This is a genomic window from Arthrobacter sp. Cza30, assembly GCF_059090765.1.
The window spans coordinates 459,165-483,904 of sequence record NZ_JBNHGA010000002.1; the positions used below are offsets into that span (position 1 = coordinate 459,165).

The 24,740-nt window shown below is 66.5% G+C and carries 23 protein-coding genes; 6 read left to right on the forward strand and 17 right to left on the reverse strand.

Annotated features, from left to right (window positions below; all coding sequences use genetic code 11):
* The first annotated feature begins 96 nt into the window (after positions 1-96).
* Entirely contained in the window at positions 97-723 is a 627-nt protein-coding gene (locus AC5RVZ_RS07405) for a cob(I)yrinic acid a,c-diamide adenosyltransferase (protein WP_494065127.1), read from the forward strand.
* Positions 724-782: 59 nt separating this feature from the next.
* Complete coding sequence (locus AC5RVZ_RS07410) at positions 783-1,571, forward strand: IclR family transcriptional regulator (RefSeq protein ID WP_494065128.1); 789 nt, start codon at positions 783-785, stop codon at positions 1,569-1,571.
* Between the two features lie 101 nt (positions 1,572-1,672).
* On the opposite strand, the gene AC5RVZ_RS07415 is transcribed toward AC5RVZ_RS07410, so the two are convergent.
* Both AC5RVZ_RS07415 and AC5RVZ_RS07420 read right to left on the reverse strand, forming a co-directional pair.
* A complete protein-coding gene (locus AC5RVZ_RS07415; RefSeq protein WP_494065129.1) occupies positions 1,673-3,712 on the reverse strand; it encodes an ABC transporter ATP-binding protein in 2,040 nt (679 codons plus the stop codon).
* The gene (locus AC5RVZ_RS07420; protein ID WP_494065130.1) at positions 3,709-5,442 is read right to left on the reverse strand and encodes an ABC transporter ATP-binding protein; all 1,734 of its coding nucleotides are present in this window, start codon (positions 5,440-5,442) and stop codon (positions 3,709-3,711) included. Before AC5RVZ_RS07420 ends, AC5RVZ_RS07415 begins: the two co-directional genes overlap by 4 nt.
* Positions 5,443-5,789: 347 nt before the next feature.
* Between AC5RVZ_RS07420 and ligM the strand changes: the two genes are divergently transcribed.
* On the forward strand, positions 5,790-7,196 hold the full coding sequence (gene ligM, locus AC5RVZ_RS07425; RefSeq protein ID WP_494065131.1) for a vanillate/3-O-methylgallate O-demethylase: 1,407 nt from the start codon (positions 5,790-5,792) through the stop codon (positions 7,194-7,196).
* A 103-nt stretch (positions 7,197-7,299) separates the two neighbouring features.
* On the opposite strand, the gene AC5RVZ_RS07430 is transcribed toward ligM, so the two are convergent.
* Together AC5RVZ_RS07430 and AC5RVZ_RS07435 are read right to left on the reverse strand one after the other, a co-directional pair.
* Positions 7,300-7,602: a hypothetical protein gene (locus tag AC5RVZ_RS07430; RefSeq protein ID WP_494065132.1), complete on the reverse strand. Its 303-nt coding sequence runs from the start codon at positions 7,600-7,602 to the stop codon at positions 7,300-7,302.
* Between the two features lie 342 nt (positions 7,603-7,944).
* On the reverse strand, positions 7,945-8,811 hold the full coding sequence (locus tag AC5RVZ_RS07435) for a methylenetetrahydrofolate reductase (protein WP_494065133.1): 867 nt from the start codon (positions 8,809-8,811) through the stop codon (positions 7,945-7,947).
* 161 nt (positions 8,812-8,972) lie between these two features.
* On the opposite strand from AC5RVZ_RS07435, the gene AC5RVZ_RS07440 reads away from it, so the two are divergent.
* Complete coding sequence (locus AC5RVZ_RS07440; RefSeq protein WP_494065134.1) at positions 8,973-10,280, forward strand: MFS transporter; 1,308 nt, start codon at positions 8,973-8,975, stop codon at positions 10,278-10,280.
* A 201-nt stretch (positions 10,281-10,481) separates the two neighbouring features.
* Positions 10,482-11,114 carry a PadR family transcriptional regulator gene (locus AC5RVZ_RS07445; RefSeq protein WP_494065135.1) on the forward strand — a complete coding sequence of 211 codons (633 nt, stop codon included), beginning with the start codon at positions 10,482-10,484 and terminating at the stop codon, positions 11,112-11,114.
* A 41-nt stretch (positions 11,115-11,155) separates the two neighbouring features.
* On the opposite strand, the gene AC5RVZ_RS07450 is transcribed toward AC5RVZ_RS07445, so the two are convergent.
* The 7 genes from AC5RVZ_RS07450 to AC5RVZ_RS07480 form a co-directional block, all read right to left on the reverse strand.
* Positions 11,156-12,709, reverse strand: coding sequence for an acyl-CoA synthetase (locus tag AC5RVZ_RS07450; RefSeq protein WP_494065136.1), 1,554 nt, complete (start codon positions 12,707-12,709; stop codon positions 11,156-11,158).
* Between the two features lie 343 nt (positions 12,710-13,052).
* Positions 13,053-13,919 (reverse strand): ABC transporter substrate-binding protein, encoded by an 867-nt coding sequence (locus AC5RVZ_RS07455; RefSeq protein WP_494065137.1) that lies wholly within the window; start codon positions 13,917-13,919, stop codon positions 13,053-13,055.
* A gap of 266 nt (positions 13,920-14,185) precedes the next feature.
* Positions 14,186-15,310, reverse strand: a complete 1,125-nt coding sequence (locus tag AC5RVZ_RS07460; protein WP_494065138.1) for an ABC transporter substrate-binding protein — start codon at positions 15,308-15,310, stop codon at positions 14,186-14,188.
* Between the two features lie 32 nt (positions 15,311-15,342).
* Positions 15,343-15,798 (reverse strand): MaoC family dehydratase, encoded by a 456-nt coding sequence (locus AC5RVZ_RS07465; RefSeq protein ID WP_494065139.1) that lies wholly within the window; start codon positions 15,796-15,798, stop codon positions 15,343-15,345.
* Between the two features lie 28 nt (positions 15,799-15,826).
* Entirely contained in the window at positions 15,827-17,038 is a 1,212-nt protein-coding gene (locus AC5RVZ_RS07470; protein ID WP_494065140.1) for an acyl-CoA dehydrogenase family protein, read from the reverse strand.
* Entirely contained in the window at positions 17,035-17,937 is a 903-nt protein-coding gene (locus tag AC5RVZ_RS07475; protein WP_494065141.1) for an amidohydrolase family protein, read from the reverse strand. Before AC5RVZ_RS07475 ends, AC5RVZ_RS07470 begins: the two co-directional genes overlap by 4 nt.
* Positions 17,938-17,939: 2 nt before the next feature.
* Entirely contained in the window at positions 17,940-18,872 is a 933-nt protein-coding gene (locus AC5RVZ_RS07480; protein WP_494065142.1) for an SDR family NAD(P)-dependent oxidoreductase, read from the reverse strand.
* Between the two features lie 123 nt (positions 18,873-18,995).
* Here AC5RVZ_RS07480 and AC5RVZ_RS07485 point away from each other — a divergent pair, with 123 nt between their 5' ends.
* Positions 18,996-19,469: a MarR family winged helix-turn-helix transcriptional regulator gene (locus AC5RVZ_RS07485; RefSeq protein ID WP_494065143.1), complete on the forward strand. Its 474-nt coding sequence runs from the start codon at positions 18,996-18,998 to the stop codon at positions 19,467-19,469.
* Between the two features lie 296 nt (positions 19,470-19,765).
* On the opposite strand, the gene AC5RVZ_RS07490 is transcribed toward AC5RVZ_RS07485, so the two are convergent.
* From AC5RVZ_RS07490 to AC5RVZ_RS07515, 6 genes are all read right to left on the reverse strand, one after another.
* Positions 19,766-20,629: an ABC transporter ATP-binding protein gene (locus AC5RVZ_RS07490; protein ID WP_494000910.1), complete on the reverse strand. Its 864-nt coding sequence runs from the start codon at positions 20,627-20,629 to the stop codon at positions 19,766-19,768.
* The gene (locus tag AC5RVZ_RS07495) at positions 20,619-21,392 is read right to left on the reverse strand and encodes an ABC transporter permease (protein WP_494065144.1); all 774 of its coding nucleotides are present in this window, start codon (positions 21,390-21,392) and stop codon (positions 20,619-20,621) included. The genes AC5RVZ_RS07490 and AC5RVZ_RS07495 overlap by 11 nt, the downstream gene beginning before the upstream one ends.
* Complete coding sequence (locus tag AC5RVZ_RS07500) at positions 21,389-22,234, reverse strand: ABC transporter permease (RefSeq protein WP_494000912.1); 846 nt, start codon at positions 22,232-22,234, stop codon at positions 21,389-21,391. Before AC5RVZ_RS07500 ends, AC5RVZ_RS07495 begins: the two co-directional genes overlap by 4 nt.
* A 243-nt stretch (positions 22,235-22,477) precedes the next feature.
* Entirely contained in the window at positions 22,478-22,702 is a 225-nt protein-coding gene (locus AC5RVZ_RS07505) for a PLDc N-terminal domain-containing protein (RefSeq protein ID WP_494065145.1), read from the reverse strand.
* Between the two features lie 71 nt (positions 22,703-22,773).
* On the reverse strand, positions 22,774-23,607 hold the full coding sequence (locus AC5RVZ_RS07510; RefSeq protein ID WP_494065146.1) for an NUDIX hydrolase: 834 nt from the start codon (positions 23,605-23,607) through the stop codon (positions 22,774-22,776).
* Positions 23,608-23,688: 81 nt separating this feature from the next.
* The gene (locus AC5RVZ_RS07515) at positions 23,689-24,732 is read right to left on the reverse strand and encodes an LLM class flavin-dependent oxidoreductase (protein ID WP_494065147.1); all 1,044 of its coding nucleotides are present in this window, start codon (positions 24,730-24,732) and stop codon (positions 23,689-23,691) included.
* Between the last annotated feature and the right edge of the window lie 8 nt (positions 24,733-24,740).

A 24,740-nucleotide genomic window follows, 5' to 3' on the forward strand; every position in this document is an offset into this window, starting at 1 on the left:
ACTGATCCTCACTGTTGTCACCGGCTGTGCGCGTGCGGCGCTCCGGGCTTCCTGCGGCTCTTCGATGTCAAACGTCCCGTCAGTATGATGGCAGGCATGAGTGGAGATGGCGACTTTCAAAGCGATGATCAGACCCGGATGGATCACTATGGCGACACCGGGTACACCGCCTTCGGCAGCCACGGCGAGGTGTCCAAGAACGACCCGAGGGTGGTCGCGCATGCCGAAGTGGATGCCGCCAACGCCGCGGTGGCCGTGGCCATGGCGAGCGGGGGTGTGTCCCCGGAGGTCAGCGCCATGCTGGTCAGCGTCCAGAACGACTTGTTCGACCTGATGGCCGACCTGCTGGTGCCGTATCGCGGCAATCAGGCGGCGGACGCCCGCATCATCCCCGAGCATGTGGAGCGGCTGGAACGCGCCATCGACCACTTCAGGCAGGAAGCCAAGGACCTCAGCGGCATGCTGCTGCCGGGCGGAACCCTCTCCGCTGCGCTGCTGTATCAAGCCCGCACGGCGGTGCGCCGCGCCGAACGCGTGGTCTGGGCGGCACTGGATGAGTACGGCGACGTGGTGAATTCCGAGACCGGCCGCTACCTCAACCGGCTCTCCGGGCTGCTCTTCGTGATGGCCCGGGTGGCCAACGCCGAGCACGGGGACGTGATGTGGGTTCCCGAGTCCTCCGTCCGCGGCGTCCTCGAGGACCAGTCCGGCACCATCGAGTAGCGCTACGCACGGTGTAACCGCCGTCACGATTTCCGGTTCGCCGGGTATCCTCGACGGTGATGAGCATCACCTCCGACGCGCCCGCGACCAGGGCCACGACCGAACCGTCCGCGCGCACCCTGGCGCGCGGCCTGTCGGTGTTGAGCGTCTTCGATGACGGGCAACCGCAGATGCGGGCGGCCGAGATTGCCGCCCGGGCCGGCCTGAACCGTGCCGCTACGGCGCGGGTGCTCCGGACGCTGGTCAGCCTGGGCTATCTGCGCTGCCGGGACGACCTGTTCTCGCTGGCCCATCAGGCTCTGGAGTTAGGCCACGGCTACGTCGCGGGCTCTCCGCTCGTCCGGGCCTCCCGCGGGGCCGTCCAGTGGCTGACCGGGGAATTCAACGAACCGTGCACTGCGGGGGTGCTGGCCGGCGGCGACGTCATCTGCATCGCGGCCACCCGCGTGCCGGGGATGATCCGCGCCGGGCTGACGGTCGGCGCCAGGATTCCGGCGCACGCCTCGTCGATGGGCAAGGTGCTGGTGGCCGGGCTGTCCGAGGACGACCTGCAGTCCGCCGTCGACGGAGGCCTTAGCAGGCTGACCGAGCAGACCATCGACAGCACTTGGCGTTTCCGCCAGGAGATCGAGCAGGTCCGGCGGCAGGGCTACGCGGTCAACGACAGCGAACTGCAGCAGGGCCACCGCACTCTGTCCGTGCCCGTGAGGGACGGCGGCGGCACGGTGCTCGCCGCCGTCGGCGTCAACATGCTGGCCACCCCGGACACCCTGGAGGCGGCCATCGCCGGCCACCTCCCCCTGCTGCGCCGCGCCGCGGAGCAGATCACCGAAAGCGCCACGCGCTAAGAGCCCGACGGCGGTGCCTGCGCGCGGGGCCTGTCGGCGCGCCCGCGCGGTGAGATCCGCCCGAAGCGGGCGCCGCCGTCGTCGTCCTGCGGTTCAGGAGATCAGGACACCGGATCCGCGGCCGCCGCGAACTGCGACATGTACAGCCGGTAGTACGGGCCTTCGGCCGCGAGCAGCGCCGTGTGGTTGCCCTGCTCCACGATCCTGCCGTCCTCCATCACCAGGATCACGTCGGCGTCCCGGATGGTGGAGAGCCGGTGCGCAATGACAAAGCTGGTGCGGTCCGTGCGCAGCGCGGCCATGGCGTGCTGGACGAGCAATTCCGTGCGGGTGTCCACCGAGCTGGTGGCCTCATCCAGGATCAGCAGCGACGGGTTGGCCAGAAACGCGCGCGCGATGGTGATCAGCTGCTTCTCACCGGCGGAGACGTTGTTGCCCTCTTCGTCGATCACCGTGTCGTAGCCGTCCGGAAGCGCCCGCACGAAGCGGTCCACGTAGGTGGCCTTGGCGGCCGCCATCACTTCTTCCTCGGTAGCGTCCAGGTTGCCGTAGCGGATGTTCTCGTAGATGGAGCCGCCGAACAACCAGGCGTCCTGCAGCACCATGCCCACCTTGGACCGCAGCTCGGCCCGGCTGAGGGCGGTGATGTCCACCCCGTCGAGGGTGATGCGGCCGGCATCCAGTTCGTAGAAGCGCATCACCAGGTTCACCAGGGTGGTCTTGCCAGCGCCCGTCGGCCCCACGATCGCCACCGTCTCGCCCGGCCGCGCGGCGAAGGAGAGATCCTCGATCAGCGGCTTGTCGGGGCTGTAGCTGAAGCTGACGTTGTGGAACCGGACCTGCCCTTCGGTTTGGGCGGGCAGCGATTCGGTGGCGGTATCGGGGGCCTGCTCGTCGGCGTCGAGCAGTTCGAAGACGCGCTCGGCCGAGGCGACGCCGGACTGCAGCATGTTGGCCATGCCCGCCATCTGGCCCAGCGGCTGGTTGAATTCACGCGAGTACTGGATGAACGCGGTGGCATCGCCCAGGGTCATGGAGCCGGAGGCCACGCGCAGGCCGCCCACCACGGCGATCCCGACGTAGCTCAGGTAGGAGATGAACTGCATGACCGGCATGATCATGCCGGAGACGAACTGCGCGCCGAACGAGGCCTTGTAGAGTTCCTCGTTCTTTTCGTCGAACTGTTCCACCGACTGCTGCTCGCGGCCGAAGGCGCGGACCAGATCGTGGCCGCTGAACGATTCCTCGATGTGCCCGTTGAGCGCTCCGGTGTTCTTCCATTGCGCGGTGAACAGCTTCTGGCTGCGCGTGCCGATGAGGCCGGCAGCGACGGCGGAAAGCGGCAGGGCAATCAGGGCGATCAGGGCCAGCTGCCAGGAGACGATGAACATCATGATGGTGATGCCGAGCAGGCTCAGCGCGGACATGATCAGCTGCGCGAACGCCTGCTGCAGCGCCTGCTGGATGTTGTCGACGTCGTTGGTCACCCGGGAGAGCATGTCGCCGCGCTGGCGGGTGTCGAAGTAGTTCAGCGGCAGCCGGTTCAGCTTGGCTTCCACGTCGCGGCGCAGCCCGAAGACCACCCGCATGACGATTTGGTTCAGCAGCCAACCCTGCAGCCACATGAACAGCGACGCGACCACGTACATCCCCAGCACCAGCAGGATCAGGTTGCCCAGCAGCTGGAAGTCGATGCCGACGCCGGGAACCAGTTCCATGCCGCTGAGCATGTCGGCAAACTGGTCCTGTCCCTGGGCGCGGAGCCCGGCGATGACTTCTTCCTGGCTGGCGCCGGCGGGCAGGTTCGCGCCGATGGCGCCGCTGAAGATGACGTCCATCGCGTTGCCCAGCACCTTGGGCGCAATCACGTTAAGCACGACTGCCACCAGCACCATGGCCAGCACCAGGATGATCCCGGCCTTCTCCGGCTTCAGCAGCCCGAACAGGCGCTTGGCGGACGGCCAGAAGTGCTGGGCCTTGCGGACCGGCGTCCCGGTCATGAAATCCTGGTCCGCCTCGCCCGGCTGGAACTGTTCTTCCAGCACCTCGGCCTCGGCTTCGGCGGCGGCTCCCGGCGTTGGGGCCGTCACGGGGTCCGGCCCGGTGGCGACTTCGGCCGGGGCTTCCTTGTCCGGCGTCATGCCGCTTCCTCCACCGCAGTCTGGGATTGAACAATTTCCTGGTAGGTTTCCGAGCTCTCCAGCAGCTGCCCGTGGGTGCCGCGGGCCACGATCTGTCCGTGCTCCATCACCAGGATCTGGTCCGCGTCGATGATGGTGGCGACACGCTGGGCGACGATGATGACCGTCGCGTCGCCGGTGGTCCCCTTCAGGGCAGCCCGCAGCCTGGCGTCGGTTGCCACGTCCAGCGCGGAGAACGAGTCGTCGAACAGGTAGACCTTGGGCTTGGCCACCAGGGCGCGGGCGATGCACAGCCGCTGGCGCTGGCCGCCCGAAACGTTGGTGCCGCCCTGCGAGAGCGCCGACTGCAGCCCCTTGTCCTTGGCGCGGACGAAGTCCTCGCCCTGGGCCACGCGCAGCGCCTCCCAAAGTTCTCCATCCGTGGCGTGCGGATCGCCGAACCGCAGGTTGTGTGCCACCGTGCCGGAGAACAGGTACGGCCGCTGCGGCACCAGCGCCACGCGGTCCGTGATGTCGGTGCGCTCCATCCGGGTGACCGGAACGCCGTCGATGAGCACCTCGCCGCTGTCGGCGTCGAACAGCCGCGGGAGCATGCTGATCAGCGTGGTCTTGCCCGCGCCGGTGCTGCCGATGATCGCGGTCGTCTGCCCCGGCCGGGCCGTGAAACTGACGTTGCGCAGCACCGGTTCCTCGGCGCCGGGATAGGAGTAGGTGACGTCGCGGAACTCGACGACGCCGGCCGGTTCCCGGGCCTTCTGCGGCTCGGCCGGTTCGTGCACGGAGGGCTCGACGTCGAGCACCTCGCCGATGCGTTCGGCACAGACTGATGCCCGCGGGATCATCATCGCCATGAACGTGCCCATCATCACCGCCATGAGGATCTGCAGCAGATACTGCAGGAAGGCCGTTAGGGCACCGACCTGCATCTCGCCCGCGTCCACGCGGAGGCCGCCGAACCACAGCACGGCCGCCGTGGCCAGGTGAAGGATCATGCCGATCGAGGGGAACATCAGCACGAACAGGTTGCCGACCGAGACCGAGACATCGGTCAGTTCGCGGTTGGCCTTCTCGAAGCGCTTGGCCTCGTAGGGCTCGCGGACGAACGCCCGGACCACGCGGATGCCTGTGATCTGCTCGCGGAGCACGCCGTTGATGTTGTCGATCTTCGTTTGCATCATGCGGAAGAGCGGCATCAGCTTCCAGACCAGCAGGCCGACGACGACGAACAGCAGCGGCACCGATGCCCACACCAACCACGACAGTTGGAGGTCCTCGCGCAGCGCCATGATGATGCCGCCGACGCACATGATGGGTGCCATCACCATGAAGTTCAGGCCCATCAGCACGAGCATCTGCACCTGCTGCACGTCGTTGGTGCCGCGGGTGATGAGGCTGGGCGCGCCGAATCGTCCTACCTCCCGGGCGGAGAACCCGGTGACCTTGTGGAAAATGCCGCGGCGGAGATCGCGGCCCATGGCCATCGCTGCCTTCGAGCCGAAATAAACCCCGGCGATCGCGGCGGCCACCTGGATGAAACTGACCACCAGCATGAGGCCGCCGGTGTTCCAGATGTAGTCGGTGTCGCCCCGGGCCACGCCCTCATCAATAATCTGGGCGTTCAAGCTGGGCAGGTACAGCGCGGCGATGGTCGCAATCAACTGCAGCACCACCACGGCGAACACGTAGGGAAGGTAGGGGCGGCCGTAATGGCGGATGAGGCGGAGCAGCATCGGGATGTGACGCAACTTTCGGCGAAAGGGTGGATTGAGGCCAGATAGAGGCTACACCTTGGCCCGAGCCACTGTAACCCACGGCAGATGAACTCCTCCCCCGGCCTTCAGCGGCCCGCCGGTTCCCCCGCTGTTCTTCCTCCCGGGCGACACCGAGTACCGGTGCCTCGGACAAGTCAGCCGGCTGCCGATGGGTTTGCCCCGGGCGCTCACCGGCCGTCCAGCCTCCACCAAAAATCCCCGCCTCAAACCGTCGACATAACTATCTCCATAGGTATAGAGTCGGAGTATCTTGGAAATGTGCAATGCGTCACACTCCGGCCCGCCATCGAGGAGGACAAGAACCCATGAGCGCCAAGAATCTTCAGGAAGTTTTGGACCAGTCCGGCAACACCGTCGAGATGCTGCGCAACTCGCAGATCGGCGCCTACATTTACCCCGTCGTCGCCCCGGAATTCACCAACTGGCGCAGCGAGCAGCGCGCCTGGCGCGAGTCCGCGGTCCTGTTCGACCAGTCGCACCACATGGACAACCTGTTCATCAGGGGCAAGGACGCCCTGAAGCTGATTTCGGACACCGCCATCAACTCGGTGGCCAACTTTCCCGTGAACAAGGCCAAGCAGTACGTGCCCACCACGCCGGCCGGGCACGTCATCGGCGACGGCATCCTGTTCCACGAAACCGAGGACCAGTACGTCTACGTGGGCCGCTCCCCCGCCGCCAACTGGCTGATCTATCACGGTGAGACCGGCGGCTACGACGTGGACATCGAAGTGGACCGGCGCTCCCCGTCGCGGCCCATGGGACAGCCAGTGAAGCGCAAGTACTGGCGCTTCCAGATCCAGGGCCCGAACGCCTGGAAGATCATCGAAAAGGTCAACGGCGGCCAGGTTGAACAGCTGAAGTTCTTCAACATGGACCAGATGCAGGTCGCCGGCCGGCAGGTCCAGACCCTGCGCCACGGCATGGCCGGCGCACCGGGGTTGGAGATTTGGGGACCGTACGAGACGTACGACCAGGTCCGCGACACCATCCTGGAGGCCGGCCAGGAGTTCGGCCTGCTGGCCGTGGGTTCCCGCGCCTACCCGTCCAACACCCTGGAATCGGGCTGGATCCCCTCCCCGCTGCCCGCCATCTACACCGGCGAGGAGCTGCGCCCCTACCGCGAATGGCTCGGCGCCGACAGTTACGAGGCGGTCAACGCGGTCGCCGGCAGCTTCGTTTCGGACAAGGTCGAGGACTACTACCTCAACCCGTGGGAGCTTGGGTACGGCCACATGGTGAAGTTCGACCACGACTTCATCGGCCGCGAGGCGTTGGAGAAGATCGACCCGGCCGCCCAGCGCAAGAAGGTCACGCTCGAGTGGAATGCCGAGGACATGGCGAAGATCTTCGCCTCGCTCTTCGACACCGAGGGCACGCCGTACAAGTACTTTGACCTGCCGCTGGCCAACTACGGTTCGTCCAATTACGACGCGGTGCTCGATGCCGCCGGCGAGACGATCGGCCTGTCCATGTTCACCGGCTACTCCGCCAACGAGAACCGGGGGCTGTCCCTGGCCACGGTGGACGCCGACGTGCCGGAGGGCACCGAGGTCACGGTGCTCTGGGGCGAGCCCGACGGCGGTACCCGCAAGACCACTGTGGAGCCGCACCGGCAGCTGAACGTGCGGGCCATCGTCAGCCCGGTGCCGTACTCACAGGCAGTCCGCCAGGACTACCCGGGCGGCTGGCGCTCCGGCCGGAAGGCCTGAGCCAGGCTGCGTTAGGGCGCGACGGCGAACGGCGGGGAAAGTGCCAAGGGCACCTTCCCCGCCGTTTTGCCGTTTTCCGTGCGCCGCTTAGGCGGGGCCGCCGTCAGCTGCTGTTTTCCTGGCTGCCGGTCTCTTCCACGTACCGCTCGCCCGATTCGGTCTCGCCGACGCGGAAATTCTGCTCCATGTGCTTGATCGCCGCGGCGTCTTCGGGGCCGGGCGCGCTGACTGGGTCGTCAATAGCTGTCCGGTCGGCATCGCCGTAGACGTTGGCCAGGCCCTTCTTGGCATCCGCAGGCAACTCACCCGGCGGGAGCAATTCCTCGTCCCGGGAGGTTGCGCCGCCCTGGTTCTCTTCGCGCTCCGTACGGTCGTAGCGGTCCGGGTTGTTGATTTCCTCGCTCATGAATCTCCTTCCCTCAAGCGCTGGTGCGCCCTGCCTTCACCTAATCACAGAGCGGCGGCGCGCAACAGGGCCGGGAACTGCGCACCACGCCCTCAGGAGCTCGATCAGCCGGCCTGGGCGGGCCACGGGGTGGCCCATCCGGCCTAACTCCGGCGAGCGCCGCTCAGGAGCGGCGCTGTCCAAGTATTAAAACCTGCTTAAGCATCGTCCCTTGTCAGTGCGCCATGGCGCACCAAAAGATGGACAATTCCGTCTGAACGTGGACAGCGCACTCCTAGGAAGCCCGCTACCGTCGCCGCGGCGCGGAGTGACCGTCCCCGATGAGCTTCCGTTCGCGCGCCGCTACCGTCCGGCGCGGAAGTCTTTGACCCAGTCGGCCGTGGCCTTCATCCCGCCGAACGTGTAGAAGTGAAGCTTCACCGTGCCGTGCACCGAGTGGTCGTAACGGCCGGCGAATTCCTCCAGGAACTTGTCCGGCCCGGCGGTCCCCAGCAGGTTGGTCAGGGAAAAGCCGTACTTGTGCACGATCCCGGCGGACGAGGCCACTCCGAACCGCTTGGCATAGTTCAGCAGCCTCTTGACCCCGGCCGGCCCCGGGATGCCGATGCGCACCGGCGCGTGGATCCCGCGGCGGCGGGCCTCGGCCAGCCAGTCGAAGACGGGATCGGTGTCGAAGCCGAACTGTGTGATGATGACCGTTTCGAGGTCTTGCCGCTGCAGTTCGGCATGCTTGTCTTCCAGCGCCTTCCACAACACCTCGCCGGAAATGTCCGGGTGCCCCTCCGGGTAGCCGCTGATGCCCACGCGGCGGATTCCGTACCGGGTCAGGAGCCCGCTGCGGATGACCTCGAGCGAGTCCGGATAAGGCCCCATCGGCTCGGCCGGGTCCCCGCCGACCACGAAGACGTCCTCCGGTGCCGCATCGGCGGACAGCGCCTGCAGGAAGTCTTCCAACTCGGCCCGCGACGCCAACCGGCGGGCAGAGACATGGGGTACCGGCAAGAAGCCGTGCCGCTTGACGGCGGCGGCCGCCGCAACCCGTGTGGGCAGGTCCTCGTTCCCTAGGAAGGTGACGTTGATCCGCGTTCCCGCCGGAATCGTGCCGGCGGCATCATCCAGCGCAGGAACATCCTTGCCGGTCATCTCGAGCGAGAAGTCGTCGAGCAATGTCCGGGCCGCCTGCGACGGCGCGTGTTTGGGGTCGGCCATAGTCGGAATTCCTTCCACGTGTGGTGCCGGTCACCCTTGACCGACCTGCAGCGAGTCTAGCCGGAAAGCCACTACCGATATAGGGGGTGGTAAGTGATTTGCATTTCTCAATCACTGGGTGGATACTATGTGAGCCTTTCCTTCTAATCCCAGGAACAACCATGTCCACGCCCCGCGCGCTGCGGCCCTTCGCCCATCGCAACTACCGGATCCTCATTTCGGCCCTGGCCATCTCGGTCTTCGGCACCGGCATGTGGGCCGTTGCCATGGTGTATCAGGTCATCGCCCTGGGCGGCGGGCCCATTCAACTCTCGCTCGTCGCCACCTGCGCCAGCGTCGGTTTGTTGGCGTTCGTGCTGCTCGGCGGCATCGCTGCGGACCGGCTTCCGCGCCGCCGCCTGATCATCAGCGTGGAAGCGGCCAACCTGGTGGCCATCGGCGCGGTGGCCCTGCTGGCCATGACCGGGCTGCTGCAGCTGTGGCACCTGGCCGCTGCCGCTTTCCTGCTGGGCGTCGGTGCCGCGTTCTTCTTTCCCGCCTACTCCGCCATCCTGCCGAGGATCCTGCCGGCCGAGGACCTGCTGGCGGCCAACGGCATGGAAGGCACCATGCGGCCGCTGCTGCAGCAGGCCGCCGGACCGGCAGCAGCGGGCATGATCGTCGCCTCCTTCTCCCCCGGCGCGGCCATCGGGTGGATTACGCTGTGCCACCTGTCCGCGCTGATCATCCTGAACTTTTTGGGCCAGGAGCTGGTTCCGGATGCAGGGACCACGGCGTCGGTCGCCGCTGCAGACGAGCCCGCGGGCAAGCGCGGCTCCGTGCTGGCGGATCTGCGCGAGGGCGTGGCCTACACGCTGAAGACTCCCTGGCTGCTCTGGACGCTGCTGTGGGCCGTCGTGAGCGTGCTTATCTTCATTGGCCCCATCGAGGTACTGCTGCCGTTTGCGGTTGCAGACCAGCTGGGCGGGGACTCGCGCACGTTCGGTTTCCTGCTGGGCATCTTCGGCATCGGCGGTGCCACCGGGGCCATGGTCACCGCCTCGCTGCGGCTGCCTCGGCGCTACCTGACGGTGATGCTGCTGTTCTGGGGTGCCGGCGCCCTGCCCATCGCCGTCATCGGCTTCACCGGCAGCTTCTGGATGATGGCCGCGGCCCTGTTCGTGGTCGGCGCGACGGGCAGCGCGGGCCAGGTCATCTGGGGCACGCTACTGCAGCGCCGGGTGCCGCCGCACCTGCTCGGCCGGATCTCCAGCCTGGACTTCTTCGTCTCGCTGGCGTTGATGCCGGTGTCCATGGCGCTCGCCGGGCCGTTGGGCGAAGTCGTGCCCATTTGGCTGATCTTCCTGCTGATCGGGCTCGCCCTGCCGCTCCTGGCTGTGCTGGCGCTCGTTTTCGGCGGAATGCTGAAGGACGAGCTCGAGCACCCGCTGGACCGGACCCTCGAACCGGCCGGGCCGGCGCGCACCTAGCGCGGCCGACCCTAGGGTCGGGCGGGCGCGGAGCCAGGCGGGTGCGGAGCCTGGCGGGCACACGGGGCCGGGGCGGGCACATCCTCGAAAACGACAGCCTCGGGACCACGATCTGGCGATCGACATCAGTTTTTGCGTGGCCATCCGACTATCGATGGATATAGTGATTGGCAACACAACACTGAAAAGGAAGTTGAATCAGTGAGTCTCCGCTACGCCTTACTGGCGCTGCTCAGCGTCGAACCCATGACCGGTTACGACCTCTACAAGGAATTCGAGTCGTCCGTCGGGAATGTGTGGCACGCCCCCGACTCCCAGATCTATCCGGAGCTGCGGCGGATGGAGCAGGAAGGGCTTCTCGACGGGGAGGAGGTCATCTGGGGCCAGCGCGGGAAGAAGCGCCGCTACCACATCACCGCCGCCGGGCTGCAGGCCTTCCGGGAGTGGATGAACACCACGCTCGACTACACCCGCGTGCGGGATCCCGCCCACCTGAAGGCGGCCTACCTGGAGTGGGCCGAACCGGACGCTGCGCGCGAACAGATGCGCGCGCACATTGAGCACCACACCGCGCTCCGGCAGCAGTGGGAGCAGCGGATCCGCGAGATCGACGACGACAGCAGCGAGATGCTCAATCGCCGGCTGGCCGGCACCCCGGCGAGCGAACGGACGCGGGTGAAGGCCTTCAAGCGCTTTACCTATGAAGGGCTGGTGGCCCGCGCGGAACAGGAAATTACCTGGGCCCGCCGCGGCCTCGCGCTCATCGACCGGCTTTCCGACCAGCCGGGCAGCCAGCAGCCGCAGGCGCCGCAACCCGCCGGCGCCCGCAAATAGCCCCGCGCCCGCAAGTAGCCCGGGCCCGGAGGCAGCCCCGTCTAGTTCGAGTATTCCTTCCGCAGGTCGGCCTTGCGGATCTTTCCGCTGGCCGTCCGCGGCAGGTCCGCCACGAACACCACGGACTTGGGGATCTTGTAGCGGGCCAACCGCCCGTCCAGGTGCTGCTGGATGTCCTCGGCGGACACCGAGAAGCCCTCGCGGACCGTGACCACCGCGCGCGGCACCTCGCCCCACTTCTCGTCCGGGACGCCGATAACTGCGGCACTGCTGACCGCCTCCAGCTCCAGGATGACCTGCTCCACCTCGGCCGGGTAGATGTTCTCGCCGCCGGAAATGATCATGTCCTTAAGCCGGTCGGAGATAAAGAGGAAACCTTCGTCGTCCACGTAGCCCATGTCGCCGGACTTGAACCATACGCCGTCGGCATAGCTCTCGGCCGTGGCATCGGGCCGGTTCCAGTACTCGCGGATGACGTTCGGACCCGAAATCTGGATTTCGCCGACCTCCCGCGGGGGCAGGGCCTCGCCCATCGGATCGGCGATCCGGATGTCCGTGAAGAAGTGCGGGAGCCCGGCGGATCCGGCCTTCGGACGGGACTTCTCCGCCGCCAGCGTGGTGGCTCCAGGCGCCGTTTCGGTCATCCCGTAGCCGTTGGTGAAGGACAGTCCGCGGGCCTCGTAGGCCTCCAGCACCCGCATGGGCACGGCCGATCCGCCGCAGGTCAGCTTGTTCAGGGAGCTGATGTCCGTCTTGTCCCAGTCCGGGTGCTCGCACAGCAGCTGGTAGGTGGTCGGCACGCCGCTGATGCTGGTGGCCCTGTACTTCTCGATCAGCATCAGGGTCCGCCCCGGATCGAACTTGGGCTCCAGTACCACGGTGGCGCCCTTGAGCAGGGCCGGCAGCACACCCATGCCCAGGGATGCCACGTGGAACATCGGGGCGATCATTAGGGCGACGTCGGTGCTGGCCATATCGAAGTCCACGAGCACATTTATGCTGTTCCAGGTCATGTTGCCGTGCGTGAGCAGCGCGCCCTTGGGCCGGCCCGTGGTGCCGGACGTGTAGAGGATCATGGCCGGGTCATCCAGCGACACTGCTTCGTCGCGGCGTCCTGTGCTGCCGGAGGCAATGATTCCCTCCAAAAGTTCGACGGCGGTGCCCGGCTCAGCTGCCTCGGCACCGGTTCCCGCCGGGGTATCTTCCACCACGATCCGCTGGTGTAGCCCCAGCAGGGCACTGCCCCGGGCTGCCAGCGACTCCAGGCTGCGGGCGTGGACCAGGATGCGGCTGCCGGAGTCCTGCAGGGCGAACTGGACCTCGGGCGGGGCCAGCCGGGTGTTCAGCGGGACGAAGATGGCGCCCAGGGTCCCGCACGCAAAAAAGGTTTCCAAAAACGCCGGGTGGTTCTCCCCCAGGTAGGCCACCCGGTCTCCGCGGCCGATCCCGCGGTCCGCCAGGGCGTTGGCCAGCCGGTCCACCCGCCCGGCGAACTCCCCGTAGCTTAGTTCACCCGCGCTGCTGATAATGGCGGTTTTCGCGGCGGACTTCATGCGTCGCTTGTGGATCCAGGCCCCGAGACCTTGATTCTGCATCGTGACATACCTTCCGACGTACCCGGCGAGCGGGTTTCGACAGCCCCGCGAGCGGGCCCGACCCCAGCCCGGGCGGGCGGGGCGCTCACGGCTCCGCGGTGAACCAGATCACAGTGGACATCTCCAACCTAGGGCGTTTTAGTTGAGAAAGTCAATAGTTGACGTTGCAGTCGTACCGCGGGCCTCCACCGCTCCACCGCCTGGCCACATGCGTCATCAGGAACGGGAAAACACCCCTCCGCAAGCGCGGAGGGGTGTTTCTGGCCATCACCCGCCCGGGCGGCGCCATCAGGCACAGCCGGAGCGTCAGGAACACGTGGCCGGCCAACGCACCCTGCCAGCCTTATTGCTGCGGCAGGAGCGCCTCCATGTCCGGGATCTCCTCGATCAGGCCGTTCTTCAGGGAGATGTCGGCGATCTCCTGGATGGACTCGGCGTTGACCTCCTGCGGGAATTTCGGCAGGGTCAGCTCCTCGATGACCGCGGGGTCAAGCTGCGTGTACTCGGGCAGGATCTCGCGCACCCGGTCCGGATTCTCGTCGGCGAACGCCAAGGACTTCTTCATGGCCCGGACAAAGGCCTGGGTGACATCCGGCTTCTCCCCGGCAATGTCGTCCGAGGTGAAGTAGGTCGCCACGGTGAGGTTCTCCACCGGATAGGCATAGTTGGAGAACACCGGCACCGCGCCGTCGCCTTCGACGATGGTCACGAACGGCTCAACGGCGGCGATCGCGTCGACATTGCCGTTGGCCAGCGCCGCGGGCATGTCCGGGAAGGGCATCTCGACGAAATTCAGGTCGGATGAGTCCGCGCCGGCCTGCTCCACCGCCTCACGGATCGTTGAGTCGCTGATGTTGTTCAGGGTATTCACGCCGATGCGCTTGCCGGTCAGGTCCGCAATCTCCTTGATCCCGCTGTCCGGCTTGACCATGACGGCCGCGAAATCCTCATCCTGGTTGCCGGTGGTTGAAGCGCCGTTGGCCACCATCTGCATGTTCAGCCCCTTGGAGCGGGCAATCACCAGCGACGTGACATTGCTGAAGCCGAAATCCATCTGACCGCTGGTGATGGCCGGGATGATGGCCGCGCCGCCCTGTGCCGGGACGAGCTCGAGATCCAGCCCCTCTTCTTCGAAGAATCCCTCCTGGTCGCCCAGGTAGATGGGAGCCACGTCAACGATCGGGATGACCCCAACCTTGATGGGAGTCATTCCGCCGGCGGCTTCGGTGCCGCCGGTTTGCGCCGCATCACCGCCACCGGACGGGCTGCCCCCACCGCAGCCCGTTACCGCCAGCACGGCCGCCAGCGCAACCGCCGTTCCAATTCTTTTCACGGGTCCCTCTCCCACTCACCGCCCCATGCAGCAAGAGTGTGCCTTAGGTCACAGTATCTACGGACATAGTGGAGGCCGTCAACGATGCGGGGCGGCTCCCGCATCCCGGGAACCGCCCCGCCGCCAGAGGCCAAGAGGGAAGGCTACTGGACGGCCATGGCCGGCACGTCGGGGGCCTTGTCCACGTACTCGTACTTGACCATCAGCTCGCCCATGTCGCTGAGAACATCCACCGGAAGCTCGGCGTCGAACGTTTCCATTTTCAGGCCCTTCGCCACTTCTTCGGGCATGCCCATGAAGTCCGGCAGGACGGCGCGGACGCCGGCCGGATCCGCTTCCGCGGCCGTCAGGGTTTCCGAAACGGCTGCCTTGAAGTCGGCCACGATCTCCGCGTTCTGGTCGGCGTAGCTGCCGCTGGTGAAGGTCACCATGGTGGGCAGGCCCGGCAAGGCCTTCTGGTTCGGATGGCCCAGCAGCTTGTAGTCCTTATTGGCCAACGCCTTCGACTGGAAGGGTTCAGGCACCCAGATGGCATCAACGTTGCCGCGCTCCAGCTGGGCTTCCATGTCCGGGAACGGCATTTCGCTGAACTTCAGCTTGGAGGGGTCACCCCCGTCGATCGCCGCCGATTCCATGATGGTGAGGTCGCCCTGGGTCTTGAGCGTGTTGACGGCGGTGGTCTTGCCCTCCAGGTCCGCGAAGTCCTCGATCCCGGAATCAGCCTTGACGATCACGGCGTTGATGTCCTCACCCTCCGCCTTGGAGTTGCTGTAGCCCGTGACGATATTCATATCCAGGCCCTTGTCCACCGCCGTCATCACCGACAGCGGATTGCCGACGGCGAAGTTCAGGGTGCCGGTGGAAACGGCGGGCAGCATGGCAGCGCCGCCCTGCCCGGTCTGCAACTCCAACTCCAGACCGTGCTTCTCGAAGATGCCCTCATCGATGCCGTACTGCATGGCTCCCGACGGGGCGATCGGCAGCACGCCCACAGTGAGCTTGGTGAGCCCGGAGCCGGCCGGGCCGGACTGTTCCGCCGGCGCTTCGTTCGACCCGGAGGGGGAACCGGAGCCGCAGCCGGTCAATGCCATCGCGGCAATCGCGCCACCGGCCAGTAACTTCGCCAAGTGCTTCTTCATGAAATGCTCCTCGCGGTCCTTGGCGCCGCCGCCCCCGCCGTCGGGAGACTGACTGTGATCGGCACCACACCTAAATACAATGTAGATACAATAGTTGAAAAAATCAACAGTTAGGGCAGATTTCTGCACCGACCTTGCTTCCGAACCGGGAGCGGCCGGCGTCAGGCGTAGAAGCGGGCCAAGAACTCCGCGATGACCGCGGGGCGCTCCTCGCCTTCGATCTCGATGGTGTTGTTGGTCTTGATCTGGACGCCGCCCTTCACCTCGGTGACCTCGGAAATCACCGAATGCAGGCGGACCTTGGAGCCGACCTTCACCGGGCTGGTGAACCGCACGCGGTCCAGGCCGTAGTTGACCTTGGTCGTGACGCCTTCGACGTCGAACAGTTCGCTCCACAGCGGAATGACCAGCGACAGGGTCAGGAAGCCGTGGGCGATCGGCGCGCCGAACGGCCCTTCCTTGGCCTTTTCCGGGTCGGTGTGGATCCACTGGTGGTCATCGGTGGCATCGGCAAAGGTGTTGACCTGGTCCTGCGTGATTTCACGGTAGTCGGTGTAGCCCAGGTCCTTGCCGACCAGGTTGGGCAGTTCTTCGAGGCTGACGACGGTGTTGCTCATGGAGTGCTCCTTGGGAATACGGACGGTTCTAGCGGAATGCGCCGGTGCCGGTGATTGCCCGGCCGACTATCAGGGCGTTGATCTCGTGGGTGCCTTCATAGGAATAGACGGCCTCGGCGTCGGCATGGAACCGCGCGACGTCGGTGTCCAGGGTGATGCCGTTGCCGCCCACCACTTCCCGGGCCAGGGCAACGGTCTCGCGCATGCGGGCGCTGCAGAACATCTTGGCCAAAGCCGAGTTCTCGTCCTTGTAGATGCCGTCCTCCTGCTGCTGGGTCAGCCGTACCGCCATGCCGAGCGAGGCCGTGAGGTTGCCGAGCATGGTGGCCAGTTTCTCCTGGACCAACTGGAATCCGGCCAGCGGCTTGCCGAACTGCCGGCGCTCCTTGACATAGCGCAGCGCGGCCTCGTAGGCGCCGGCCTGGATGCCGGCGGCGATCCAGGCGACATCGGAGCGCATGTTGCGCAGCAGCGAGGCCACATCAGCGAACGAATTGACGTTCTCCAGGCGGGCGGTGTCCGGTACGCGGACTCCGGCCAGGGTGATGTCGGCGTTCTGCATCATGCGCAGCGAGGTCTTGCGCAGGATCTTGGCGATGCCGACCCCGGGGGCATCGGTCGGGACGAGGAAGCACTTGACCTGTCCGTCCGCCTGGTCGCGGGCGAAGACGGCGAGCACGTCCGCAGCGGCCGCCCCGCCGATCCAGCGCTTGGCGCCGTCGATCACCCATTCGCCTCCCTCGCGGCGGGCGCTGGTCTCGAGCCCACCGGCGATGTCCGATCCGTGTTCCGGTTCGGTCAGCGCAAAGACGCCCTTCAACTCGAAGCTGCGGATCTTCGGGTCCAGCTCTGCAGCCTGCCCGGCGCTGCCACCCAGAGTCACGGCCGTGCGGAACAGTCCTGACTGGGCGTTGTAGAAGGTGGCGACGGAGGCGTCGGTCCGGGCGAGCTCGAAGTTGCGGAAGCCCTCGTAGAGTCCGGAGGGCTTCGCGCCGCCGTCGGTCAGTTCGGCCGGCGCCATCAGGTTCAGGTCATACAGAGGCTGGGCAATCTGATACGGAAACTCACCCTGTTCCCAGTAGTCCGCCAGCAGCGGCTGAACCTGCTCCTCGAGCACGCCGCGCAGCCGGCCGAGCACGGTCCGTTCGGCGTCGGTCAGCAGCGCGGCGTAGCCGTACTGGTCGGAAGGATAGAAGGGTCCGGCCGCGGTGCCGGCCTTCTCTTGGGCCACCGTGCTCATGCCTGCCCGCCGCCCAGCCCGAGCAGGCGCACCGCGTTGTCCTTGAGGATTTTCGGCCGGACCTCGTCCTTCATCGCCAGGTCCGCGAAGGCGCCCAGCCACTTCTGCGGGGTGATCAGCGGGTAATCGGTGCCGAACAGCACCTTGTCCTGCAGGACGGAGTTGGAAAGTTTCACCAGGGATTCCGGGAAGTACCTTGGCGACCAGCCGGACAGGTCGATGAACACGTTCGACTTGTGCGTGGCAATCGAGTTGGCCTCGTCCTGCCAGGGCACCGAGGGGTGCGCCATGATGATCTGGAATTCCGGGAAGTCGGCGGCGATCTCGTCCAGCAGCAGCGGGTTCGAGTAGCCGATTTTGATCCCGGAGCCGCCGGGGGTGCCGGCCCCCATGCCGTTCTGGCCGGTATGGAACACCGCCGGCAGGCCCAGCGACTGCAAGGCTTCCCACAGGGGGTAGAACCGCTCGTGGGACGGATTGAAGCCCTGCAGGCTGGGGTGGAACTTGAAGCCCCGCACCCCGTAGTCCTCGGCCAGGGACTTGGCCCGGTCAATGGCCTCCGGACCCGTCAGCGGGTCGACGGAGCCGAACGGGATCAGCACGTCGTTGTTGCGGGCGGCGCCCTCGGCGATGTCCTCGATGCTGTTCGGCTCGTGCTTCAGGCGGGTCCGGGCATCCACGGTGAACACCACCGCCGCCATCTTCAGTTCCCGGTACGTTTCGGCAATCGCATCCAGCGACGGCGTCCGCTCCTCCGCCTTGAAGTACGCGCTCGACGCGTCCATCAGCTCCTGCGGCAGCGAGAGGTGTCCGTGGCCGTCGATCTCGACGTGCACATGCATGTCGATCGCCGCCAGCGACGCGACGTCGAGCGCCGGTTCGTAACGCCTGGGAGGCATGGCTACTTCGCCGCCGTCTCGGGCTGCAGTTCCGCCGGCAGCTCGGGGAACGTCTCGCCCACGCTCTGCAGCCGGCCGCCGAACAGGTCCTGGAAGCGCTCGCTCAGCGCTTCGTAGTTCCAGCCGCCGTCAAGGAACTCGGTGGCGACGGGCTCCGGATGGGACCACAGCTGCAGCCTGTCGCCGCCCACGCCGATCGCCTGGCCGGTCACGTTGGCTGCCGCATCGGAGGCGAGGTAGGCAACCAGCCCGGCAACGTCGTCGGCCGTTCCAAAGCCCAGGTCCTTGCGGAAGAAGTCGGGCATGGCCTCGCCGCGTTCGTCCGCTTCCACGGCCTTCTGGAAGAACGGCACCGTCTTCGTCATCGCGGTGGCTGCCACCGGGATGACGGCGTTGGCGGTGACGCCGGCCTTCTTCATCTCCAGCGCCCAGGTCCGGACCATGCCGACGATGCCGGCCTTCGCCGCGGCGTAATTGGTCTGGCCGAAGTTGCCGCGCTGGCCGGTAGGCGAACCGATCGTGATGATCCGGCCCGCAACACCGTTCTCCTTGAAGTAGGCGTAGGCCTCGCGCACGCAGGTAAAGGTGCCGCGCAGGTGCACGTTGACCACCAGGTCGAAGTCCTCGTCCGTCATCTTCAGCAGCGACTTGTCCCGCAGCACTCCGGCATTGGTCACCAGGATGTCCAGGCGGCCGAAGGTCTCGACGGCGGCGCCCACCAGCTGCCTGGCGGTTTCGGTGGACCCCACCGGGGCGACGACGGCCTTGGCTTGGCCGCCGGCGGCGGTGATGCTGGCGACGGCTTCCTCCGCGACCTGCGCGTCCACGTCATTGACCACAACGGAGGCGCCCTGGCGGGCAAGCTCCTGCGCGTAGGCCAGGCCGAGGCCCCGGCCGCTTCCGGTGACGATCGCTGTTTTTCCGGCCAAAGACATCTGCTGCTCCTAAGTCCCACGGTGGAGGTGCGTTGCGGTTTATGCTGGTCTAAAACCAATGACAACCCATATGATTGAAAAAGTCAATCATTTTGGGCCAGCACCGACTTCTAGCGAGGGAACATGTCCGCAGCAACAACGGCCGTCCGCCCGTCGGCGACCGTCGGCCTTGAACGGCTGTACGGTACCGATCTGGCCAACGAAATCGAGTTCCTCACGGCGCGGGCGCGTTCGCTGGGGTCGGGCCTGGCCAACAACATGCTGGCCGAGCTTGACCTGAAGGTGCGGTCTTACTCGGTGCTGTCACTGGCGTGCAGCGGGCAGAACCCGTCGCAGCGCGAACTGGCCGATTTCCTGAGTTTGGACCCCAGCCAGATCGTGGCGCTGGTGGACCAGTTGGAGCGGCGCGGCGCTGTCACCCGCGAAGCCGACCCGCGCGACCGCCGCTCCAAGGTCATCGTTGCGACGGCATCGGGCCGGAAGCTGTACAAGCAGGCCGAAGCGATCATCCGCAAGGCGTCGGACGAGTCCCTGGCCCAGCTGAACGAACAGGAACGGGAAACGCTGCGCGACCTGCTGCGCCGCATCGCCTTCTGAGCGTCCGCGAGACGCGCCGCCTTCTGACCGGCCGCGCCGGGCGCCGCCTTCTGACCGGCCGCGAGACGCATCGCCTTTTGACCGGCCGCGACGGGCGACGGGCGCCGCGCACCGCCTCCCCCAAACCCCTCCCTCAACCCCACCCCCTCGACTACTCAGATAACGCCCTTTCAAGTGCTGAGAAGGGCGTTATCTGAGCAGTCGATCTCAGAGGGCGGGCGGAACCGGGGCGCTGGTTAAGGAACGGAGCCGGCCGCACCCTTGCTGAGGATGCGGCCGGCCCACGCTGCCTCCTGCTAGCCGGCGCTGCCGGCTTGGGTGGCGGCGGCGGGGCGGTGGCCCTGCTTGGCGAGCTGGATCTGTTCGTAGACGTGGTGGCGCAGTTCGGTGAACCGCGGCAGTGCGCGGGTGTTCAGCTGGTCGCGTTCGTCGGGCAGATCGATCTCGAGGTCTTCCTGGATCACGGTCGGCGAGGAGGACAGGATGATCACGCGCTGACCCAGGTAGACCGATTCGTCGATGTCGTGGGTGACGAACAGGACGGTGACGCCCAGCTTCTTCCAGACTGTGCGGATCAGGTCCTCCAGGTCGGCCCGGGTCTGGGCGTCGACCGCGGCGAACGGCTCATCCATCAGCAGCACCTCGGGCTGGTAGGCCACCGCCCGGGCGATGGCCACGCGCTGCTGCATGCCGCCGGAGAGCTGCCACGGGTAGGACTGCGGCACGTGGTCCAGGCCCACGGCCTCCAGGGCGTCGTCCACGAGCTTGTCGCGCTCGGCCTTGCCCATGCCGGCGTTCTTCAGCGGCAGTTCCACGTTCTCGCGCACCCGCATCCAGGGGAACAGCGAGCGGCCGTATTCCTGGAACACCACGGCCATCTTCTTGGGCGGGCCGGTCACCCGGGCGCCGTCCAGCAGCACCTCGCCCTCGGTGGGGGCCAGCAGGCCGGAGATGCACTTGAGCAAGGTGGTCTTGCCGGACCCGGACGGACCGACCAGGCAGGCCAGCTCCCCTGCCCGCAGGTCGAAGGTAAGGTTGCGCACCGCCTCGATGTCGCCGCCGTCGGTGTGGTAGACCTTCTTGACGCCGCGCACCGAGAGCATGGCCTGGCCTTCGGGCAGGGTTTTGCCGGTCGGAACCGGGGTGGTTTCAGGCTGCATTTTCTACCTCTCGCAGGCCGTGGTACCAGCGCAGGATCTTGCGCTCGGTCCATTGGAAGATGAATGACATGGCAACACCGATCAGGCCCAGCACAACGATGCCGGACCACATTTCGGGGATCGCGAAGGAACGCTGGAACTGCACGATGGTAAAGCCAAGCCCCGAGGATGAGGCGAACATTTCGGAGATGACCATCAGGATCAGGCCGATGGACAGGCACTGGCGGACGCCGGCCATGATCTGCGGGCCCGCAGAGGGCAGCACGAGGTGACGCACGCGGGCCATGCCGCCGATGCCGTAGGTGTGCGCCGAGTCCGAAAGCACCGAGTCGATGGCGCGGACGCCTTCGATGGTGTTCAGCAACACCGGCCAGATGCAGCCGGAGATGATGACCACAATCTTCATCGTGTCGGTGATGCCCATCAGCAGCATCAATACCGGAATCAGCACCGGCGGCGGGATGGCGCGGAAGAACTCCAGCACCGGCTCGGTGAAGTCGCGCAGCCACTTGATCGAGCCGATCAGCAGGCCGGCGACGATGCCCAGGATGATCGCCGCGGCCACCCCGACGATCAGCCGCCCGATCGAGGGCAGCACGTCGGACAGGAGCCGTTCGCCGAACCAGGTCTCGGCGAACGCGTCGACGAGCAGTGCCGGCGTGGGCACGAAAAAGTTTGTCGCGCCCAGCGTCGAGGCCCACCAGATCAGCACGAGGATGACCGGCAGCGCCAGAGCGTAGGCAATGCTTTTCAGGACTTTCACGCGATCACCTCGGAACGGATCGATTCATGCCACGACAGGGTCTTGCGCTCAATGAAGCGCATCACCAGGTTGACCAGCACGCCGATCAGTCCCGTGGCCAGCACCAACGCATACATGCCCGCGATCGCGCCGCCGGACTGCGCCAGCGCGATTTCCCGGCCCAGGCCCGGCGAACCGATCACCAGTTCGGCTGTGATGGCCAGGATGAGCGCCACCGCTGCGGCCAGGCGCACCCCGGTCATCAGGTAGGGCAGGGCGGTGGGGAACACCACGTGGCGGACCCGGGCGAACCGGCCCAGGCCGTAGGACTTCGCCGTTTGCATCGCCACGTTGTCCACGTCGGCCACCCCGTACAGCACCTGGATGAAGACCTGCCAGAACGATGCGTAGACGATCAGCATCAGCGAGGACTCGATCTTCACGCCGAACAGCAGCACGGCCAGCGGAATCAGCGCCACCGACGGGATGGGCCGCAGGAACTCCACCGTGGAGTTGGTGAACTTCCGCAGGAAGTTTGACGAACCGATGATGAAGCCAAGCACCACGGCCAGCAGCACCGCCATCAGCAGGCCAAGGAACCACGCGAGCATGGTTTCGCCCACCGCAAGCCAGAACGCCGCCAAGCCGAAATCGTTGAACAGCACGGCGAGCACCTCGGAGGCAGGAGGCAGGAAGCGGGCCTCAACAATCCCCACCCGCGGCACCAGTTCCCACACCAGCAGGAACGCAAGGATCCCGGCAAGCCCCAGCAGCTGCTTGGTGGGACGCTTCTTGGAAGGGCGCCGGCGGGACCGGCTGGCCGCCGGACCCTTGCTGTCCGTTGTCACCGCGGGGGCGCTCATGGGAGCATCCCGACGAGGTGCGGCGCCCTATACAGCGCACATTTCATTTCCACTCCTTCTGCCCCGAGGAGAACGGGGATACAGACCGCGCTGTTCGCTAGCCGAACATGCGTTCACTAGCTCAAGTGTGGTCGACGCCACTTGGTGACGTCAAACACTCTAGGCCATCGTTACGCAGGCAACACTGTGCGACGGTCTTTTACCCCGTTGAATTGAAAAGATCAACGGTTTGTGCTTAGGAGTTCAGCGCTTTCGCCCGAGCAGGAAGTAGGCCACCGGGCCGATGAAATTGAGGAAGGAAGCGGCAAACCACACCGGCTTCGGCCCGTTGACCAGGGCGGCCGGGCGCTTCTTCAGGTCTTTGAGAGCGGCCGTCTGCAAGACAAGCTGCAGCCCGGCCATGATGGCTACACGCAGCCGCTGCCCCCCGCTCAAATCGCTGAAGGACTTCTTCATGGCTTTCTTCATGGCGGCCTCCCGGTCGGTTGTGGCAGCAGGTGCCTCAAGTGTAGGCGTGCACCAGCCGGCGGCGCAGGGGGCTAGCGGTTCCTTTCGTACCGCCACGGCAGCGACCCGGTGGAGAGCCGGTGCCTGGCCCCGGCGGCCGCCGCCGGCCCGGGACCGGGGTAGGCGTCGTCGCTCGCCCAGACGATGACCTGACCGCTGGCCGGGTCGTCAATCACGTGGCTCTCATAGTTGAAGGGCTCCGTGCTCCGGGCGGCTTCCAGCGCGTCCGCCACGGTATTGAAGCGGCCCAGTTCATGCAGGGTTACCCAGGTCGGCGGGACCAGCCGCATCAGCCCGGACTCATGCCGGCGGAGCGCTTCGCCGGGCCGCATCCAGGCGAAGCCGGCCAGCTCGCCGTCGTTGAGCTCGACCTCCCCGGGCGGTGCCGCTGCCGTGAAAAACCATGTTTGGAAGCGGCGGACCAGGCTGTGGCGGGGCACCCAGTTGGACAGGTGTTCCAGTTCCTGGCCGGTGATCCGCAGGCCGGTCTCCTCGAAGGTCTCGCGCGCCCCTGCGATTTTTGCCGCCGCCAGCTGCCGGCCGTGGTCACCTTCGACGGCGCCGCCGGCCTCTGTGCGGGCTTCGGCGTCGGCTTCGGCTTCGGCTTCGGCTTCGGCTTCGGCTTCGGCTTCGGCTTCGGCTTCGGCTTCGGCTTCGGCTTCGGCTTCGGCTTCGGCTTCGGCTTCGGCGGCACGGTAGTCCCCCGGGTCCACCTTGCCGCCGGGGAACACCCAGGCACCCGCGAAGGATCCACCGCCGGGGCGTTCCAGCATCAGGACTTCCAGTCCCTCCGGGCCGTCGCGCAGCAGGATGACTGTTGCCGCCAGCTCGGCCTGGTCCGTTTGTTTGTCCACCGCTTTATCCACGCCCTTAGCTTAGGACGGCGGCGGAAGGCGTTGATTCGAGCCGAGGAGATGGCCGGCGGGTGCGCCGGCGGCGTGTCGTGCCTACTTCCGGGACAGCAGCCGCTCAACCCGCGGCTTGACCTCGGTGGCCAGCAGCGTGATGGAATTGATCAGGTGCTCGTGCGGCAGCCCGCCGATGTCGGTCTGCAGGAAGTGGCGCACATGTCCGAGGTATCCGTGCAGGTGGGCAATCCGCTCGGCCACCTCATCCGGATCGCCGACGTAATAGGCGCCCGGGGCCTCGGCCTGGGCCAGGAAAGCGCGCTTGTCCGGTGCGGGCCAACCACGCAGCCTGCCCATTTCCACATTGAGGTTGTGCCAGCCGGGGTAGAACCGGTCGAGGGCCTCCTGCTTGCTCGGCGCCACCAGCCCGAGGGCGGCAACGGAAACCTTGATCTGCGGACCGCTGTGGCCGGCCTGGGCCGCGGTGCGCCGGTAGAGCTCGGCCAGCGGAGCGAACCGGTGCGGGGCTCCGCCGATAATCCCGTAGGAGACGGGCAGTCCCAGCTGCCCGGCCCGGGCGGAAGAACCGGCGTTGCCCCCGGTGGCCAGCCAGATGGGCAGCGGCCCGGCGGCAGGGCGCGGCACGACGGCCAGGTCCGTGATGGGCGGCCGTCGGGATCCGCTCCACGTCACTTCGGGGGCGCGGCTGTTGTTGATGGCCATCAGCAGATCCAGCTTCTGCGCATATAACTCGTCGTAGTCGCCCAGGTCGTAGCCGAATAGCGGAAACGTTTCCACCGAGGAACCGCGGCCCGCGGTGATCTCGACGCGGCCGCCGCCGGAAATCGCGTCCGCCGTGGAGAACTGCTGGAACACGCGAACGGGGTCGTCCGTGGAGATGATGCTGGCGGCGCTCCCTAGCCGGATCTGCTTCGTGGCGGCCGCGGCCGCGGCGACGATCGCGCCCGGTGAGGACGCGGGCATGCTGGTGGTGTGGTGCTCGCCGATCCCGAAGTAATCCAGGCCAACCTTGTCGGCGTGGAGGATCGCCTCAAAGAGATTGCGGATGGCCTCCGACGTCTCCCGCTGGCTGCCGTCCGGATTGAGTTGCGTGTCGCCGAAGCTGTAGGCACCGATTTCCATGTCTTGTC

Bases quoted from the DNA above. Each gene is read 5' to 3' on its own strand.
- AC5RVZ_RS07405 (WP_494065127.1), top strand. From the start codon at position 97: ATGAGTGGAGATGGCGACTTTCAAAGCGATGATCAGACCCGGATGGAT.
- AC5RVZ_RS07410 (WP_494065128.1), top strand. From the start codon at position 783: ATGAGCATCACCTCCGACGCGCCCGCGACCAGGGCCACGACCGAACCG.
- AC5RVZ_RS07415 (WP_494065129.1), bottom strand. From the start codon at position 3,712: ATGACGCCGGACAAGGAAGCCCCGGCCGAAGTCGCCACCGGGCCGGAC.
- AC5RVZ_RS07420 (WP_494065130.1), bottom strand. From the start codon at position 5,442: ATGCTGCTCCGCCTCATCCGCCATTACGGCCGCCCCTACCTTCCCTAC.
- ligM (WP_494065131.1), top strand. From the start codon at position 5,790: ATGAGCGCCAAGAATCTTCAGGAAGTTTTGGACCAGTCCGGCAACACC.
- AC5RVZ_RS07430 (WP_494065132.1), bottom strand. From the start codon at position 7,602: ATGAGCGAGGAAATCAACAACCCGGACCGCTACGACCGTACGGAGCGC.
- AC5RVZ_RS07435 (WP_494065133.1), bottom strand. From the start codon at position 8,811: ATGGCCGACCCCAAACACGCGCCGTCGCAGGCGGCCCGGACATTGCTC.
- AC5RVZ_RS07440 (WP_494065134.1), top strand. From the start codon at position 8,973: ATGTCCACGCCCCGCGCGCTGCGGCCCTTCGCCCATCGCAACTACCGG.
- AC5RVZ_RS07450 (WP_494065136.1), bottom strand. From the start codon at position 12,709: ATGCAGAATCAAGGTCTCGGGGCCTGGATCCACAAGCGACGCATGAAG.
- AC5RVZ_RS07455 (WP_494065137.1), bottom strand. From the start codon at position 13,919: ATGACTCCCATCAAGGTTGGGGTCATCCCGATCGTTGACGTGGCTCCC.
- AC5RVZ_RS07465 (WP_494065139.1), bottom strand. From the start codon at position 15,798: ATGAGCAACACCGTCGTCAGCCTCGAAGAACTGCCCAACCTGGTCGGC.
- AC5RVZ_RS07470 (WP_494065140.1), bottom strand. From the start codon at position 17,038: ATGAGCACGGTGGCCCAAGAGAAGGCCGGCACCGCGGCCGGACCCTTC.
- AC5RVZ_RS07475 (WP_494065141.1), bottom strand. From the start codon at position 17,937: ATGCCTCCCAGGCGTTACGAACCGGCGCTCGACGTCGCGTCGCTGGCG.
- AC5RVZ_RS07480 (WP_494065142.1), bottom strand. From the start codon at position 18,872: ATGTCTTTGGCCGGAAAAACAGCGATCGTCACCGGAAGCGGCCGGGGC.
- AC5RVZ_RS07485 (WP_494065143.1), top strand. From the start codon at position 18,996: ATGTCCGCAGCAACAACGGCCGTCCGCCCGTCGGCGACCGTCGGCCTT.
- AC5RVZ_RS07490 (WP_494000910.1), bottom strand. From the start codon at position 20,629: ATGCAGCCTGAAACCACCCCGGTTCCGACCGGCAAAACCCTGCCCGAA.
- AC5RVZ_RS07500 (WP_494000912.1), bottom strand. From the start codon at position 22,234: ATGAGCGCCCCCGCGGTGACAACGGACAGCAAGGGTCCGGCGGCCAGC.
- AC5RVZ_RS07505 (WP_494065145.1), bottom strand. From the start codon at position 22,702: ATGAAGAAAGCCATGAAGAAGTCCTTCAGCGATTTGAGCGGGGGGCAG.
- AC5RVZ_RS07515 (WP_494065147.1), bottom strand. From the start codon at position 24,732: ATGGAAATCGGTGCCTACAGCTTCGGCGACACGCAACTCAATCCGGAC.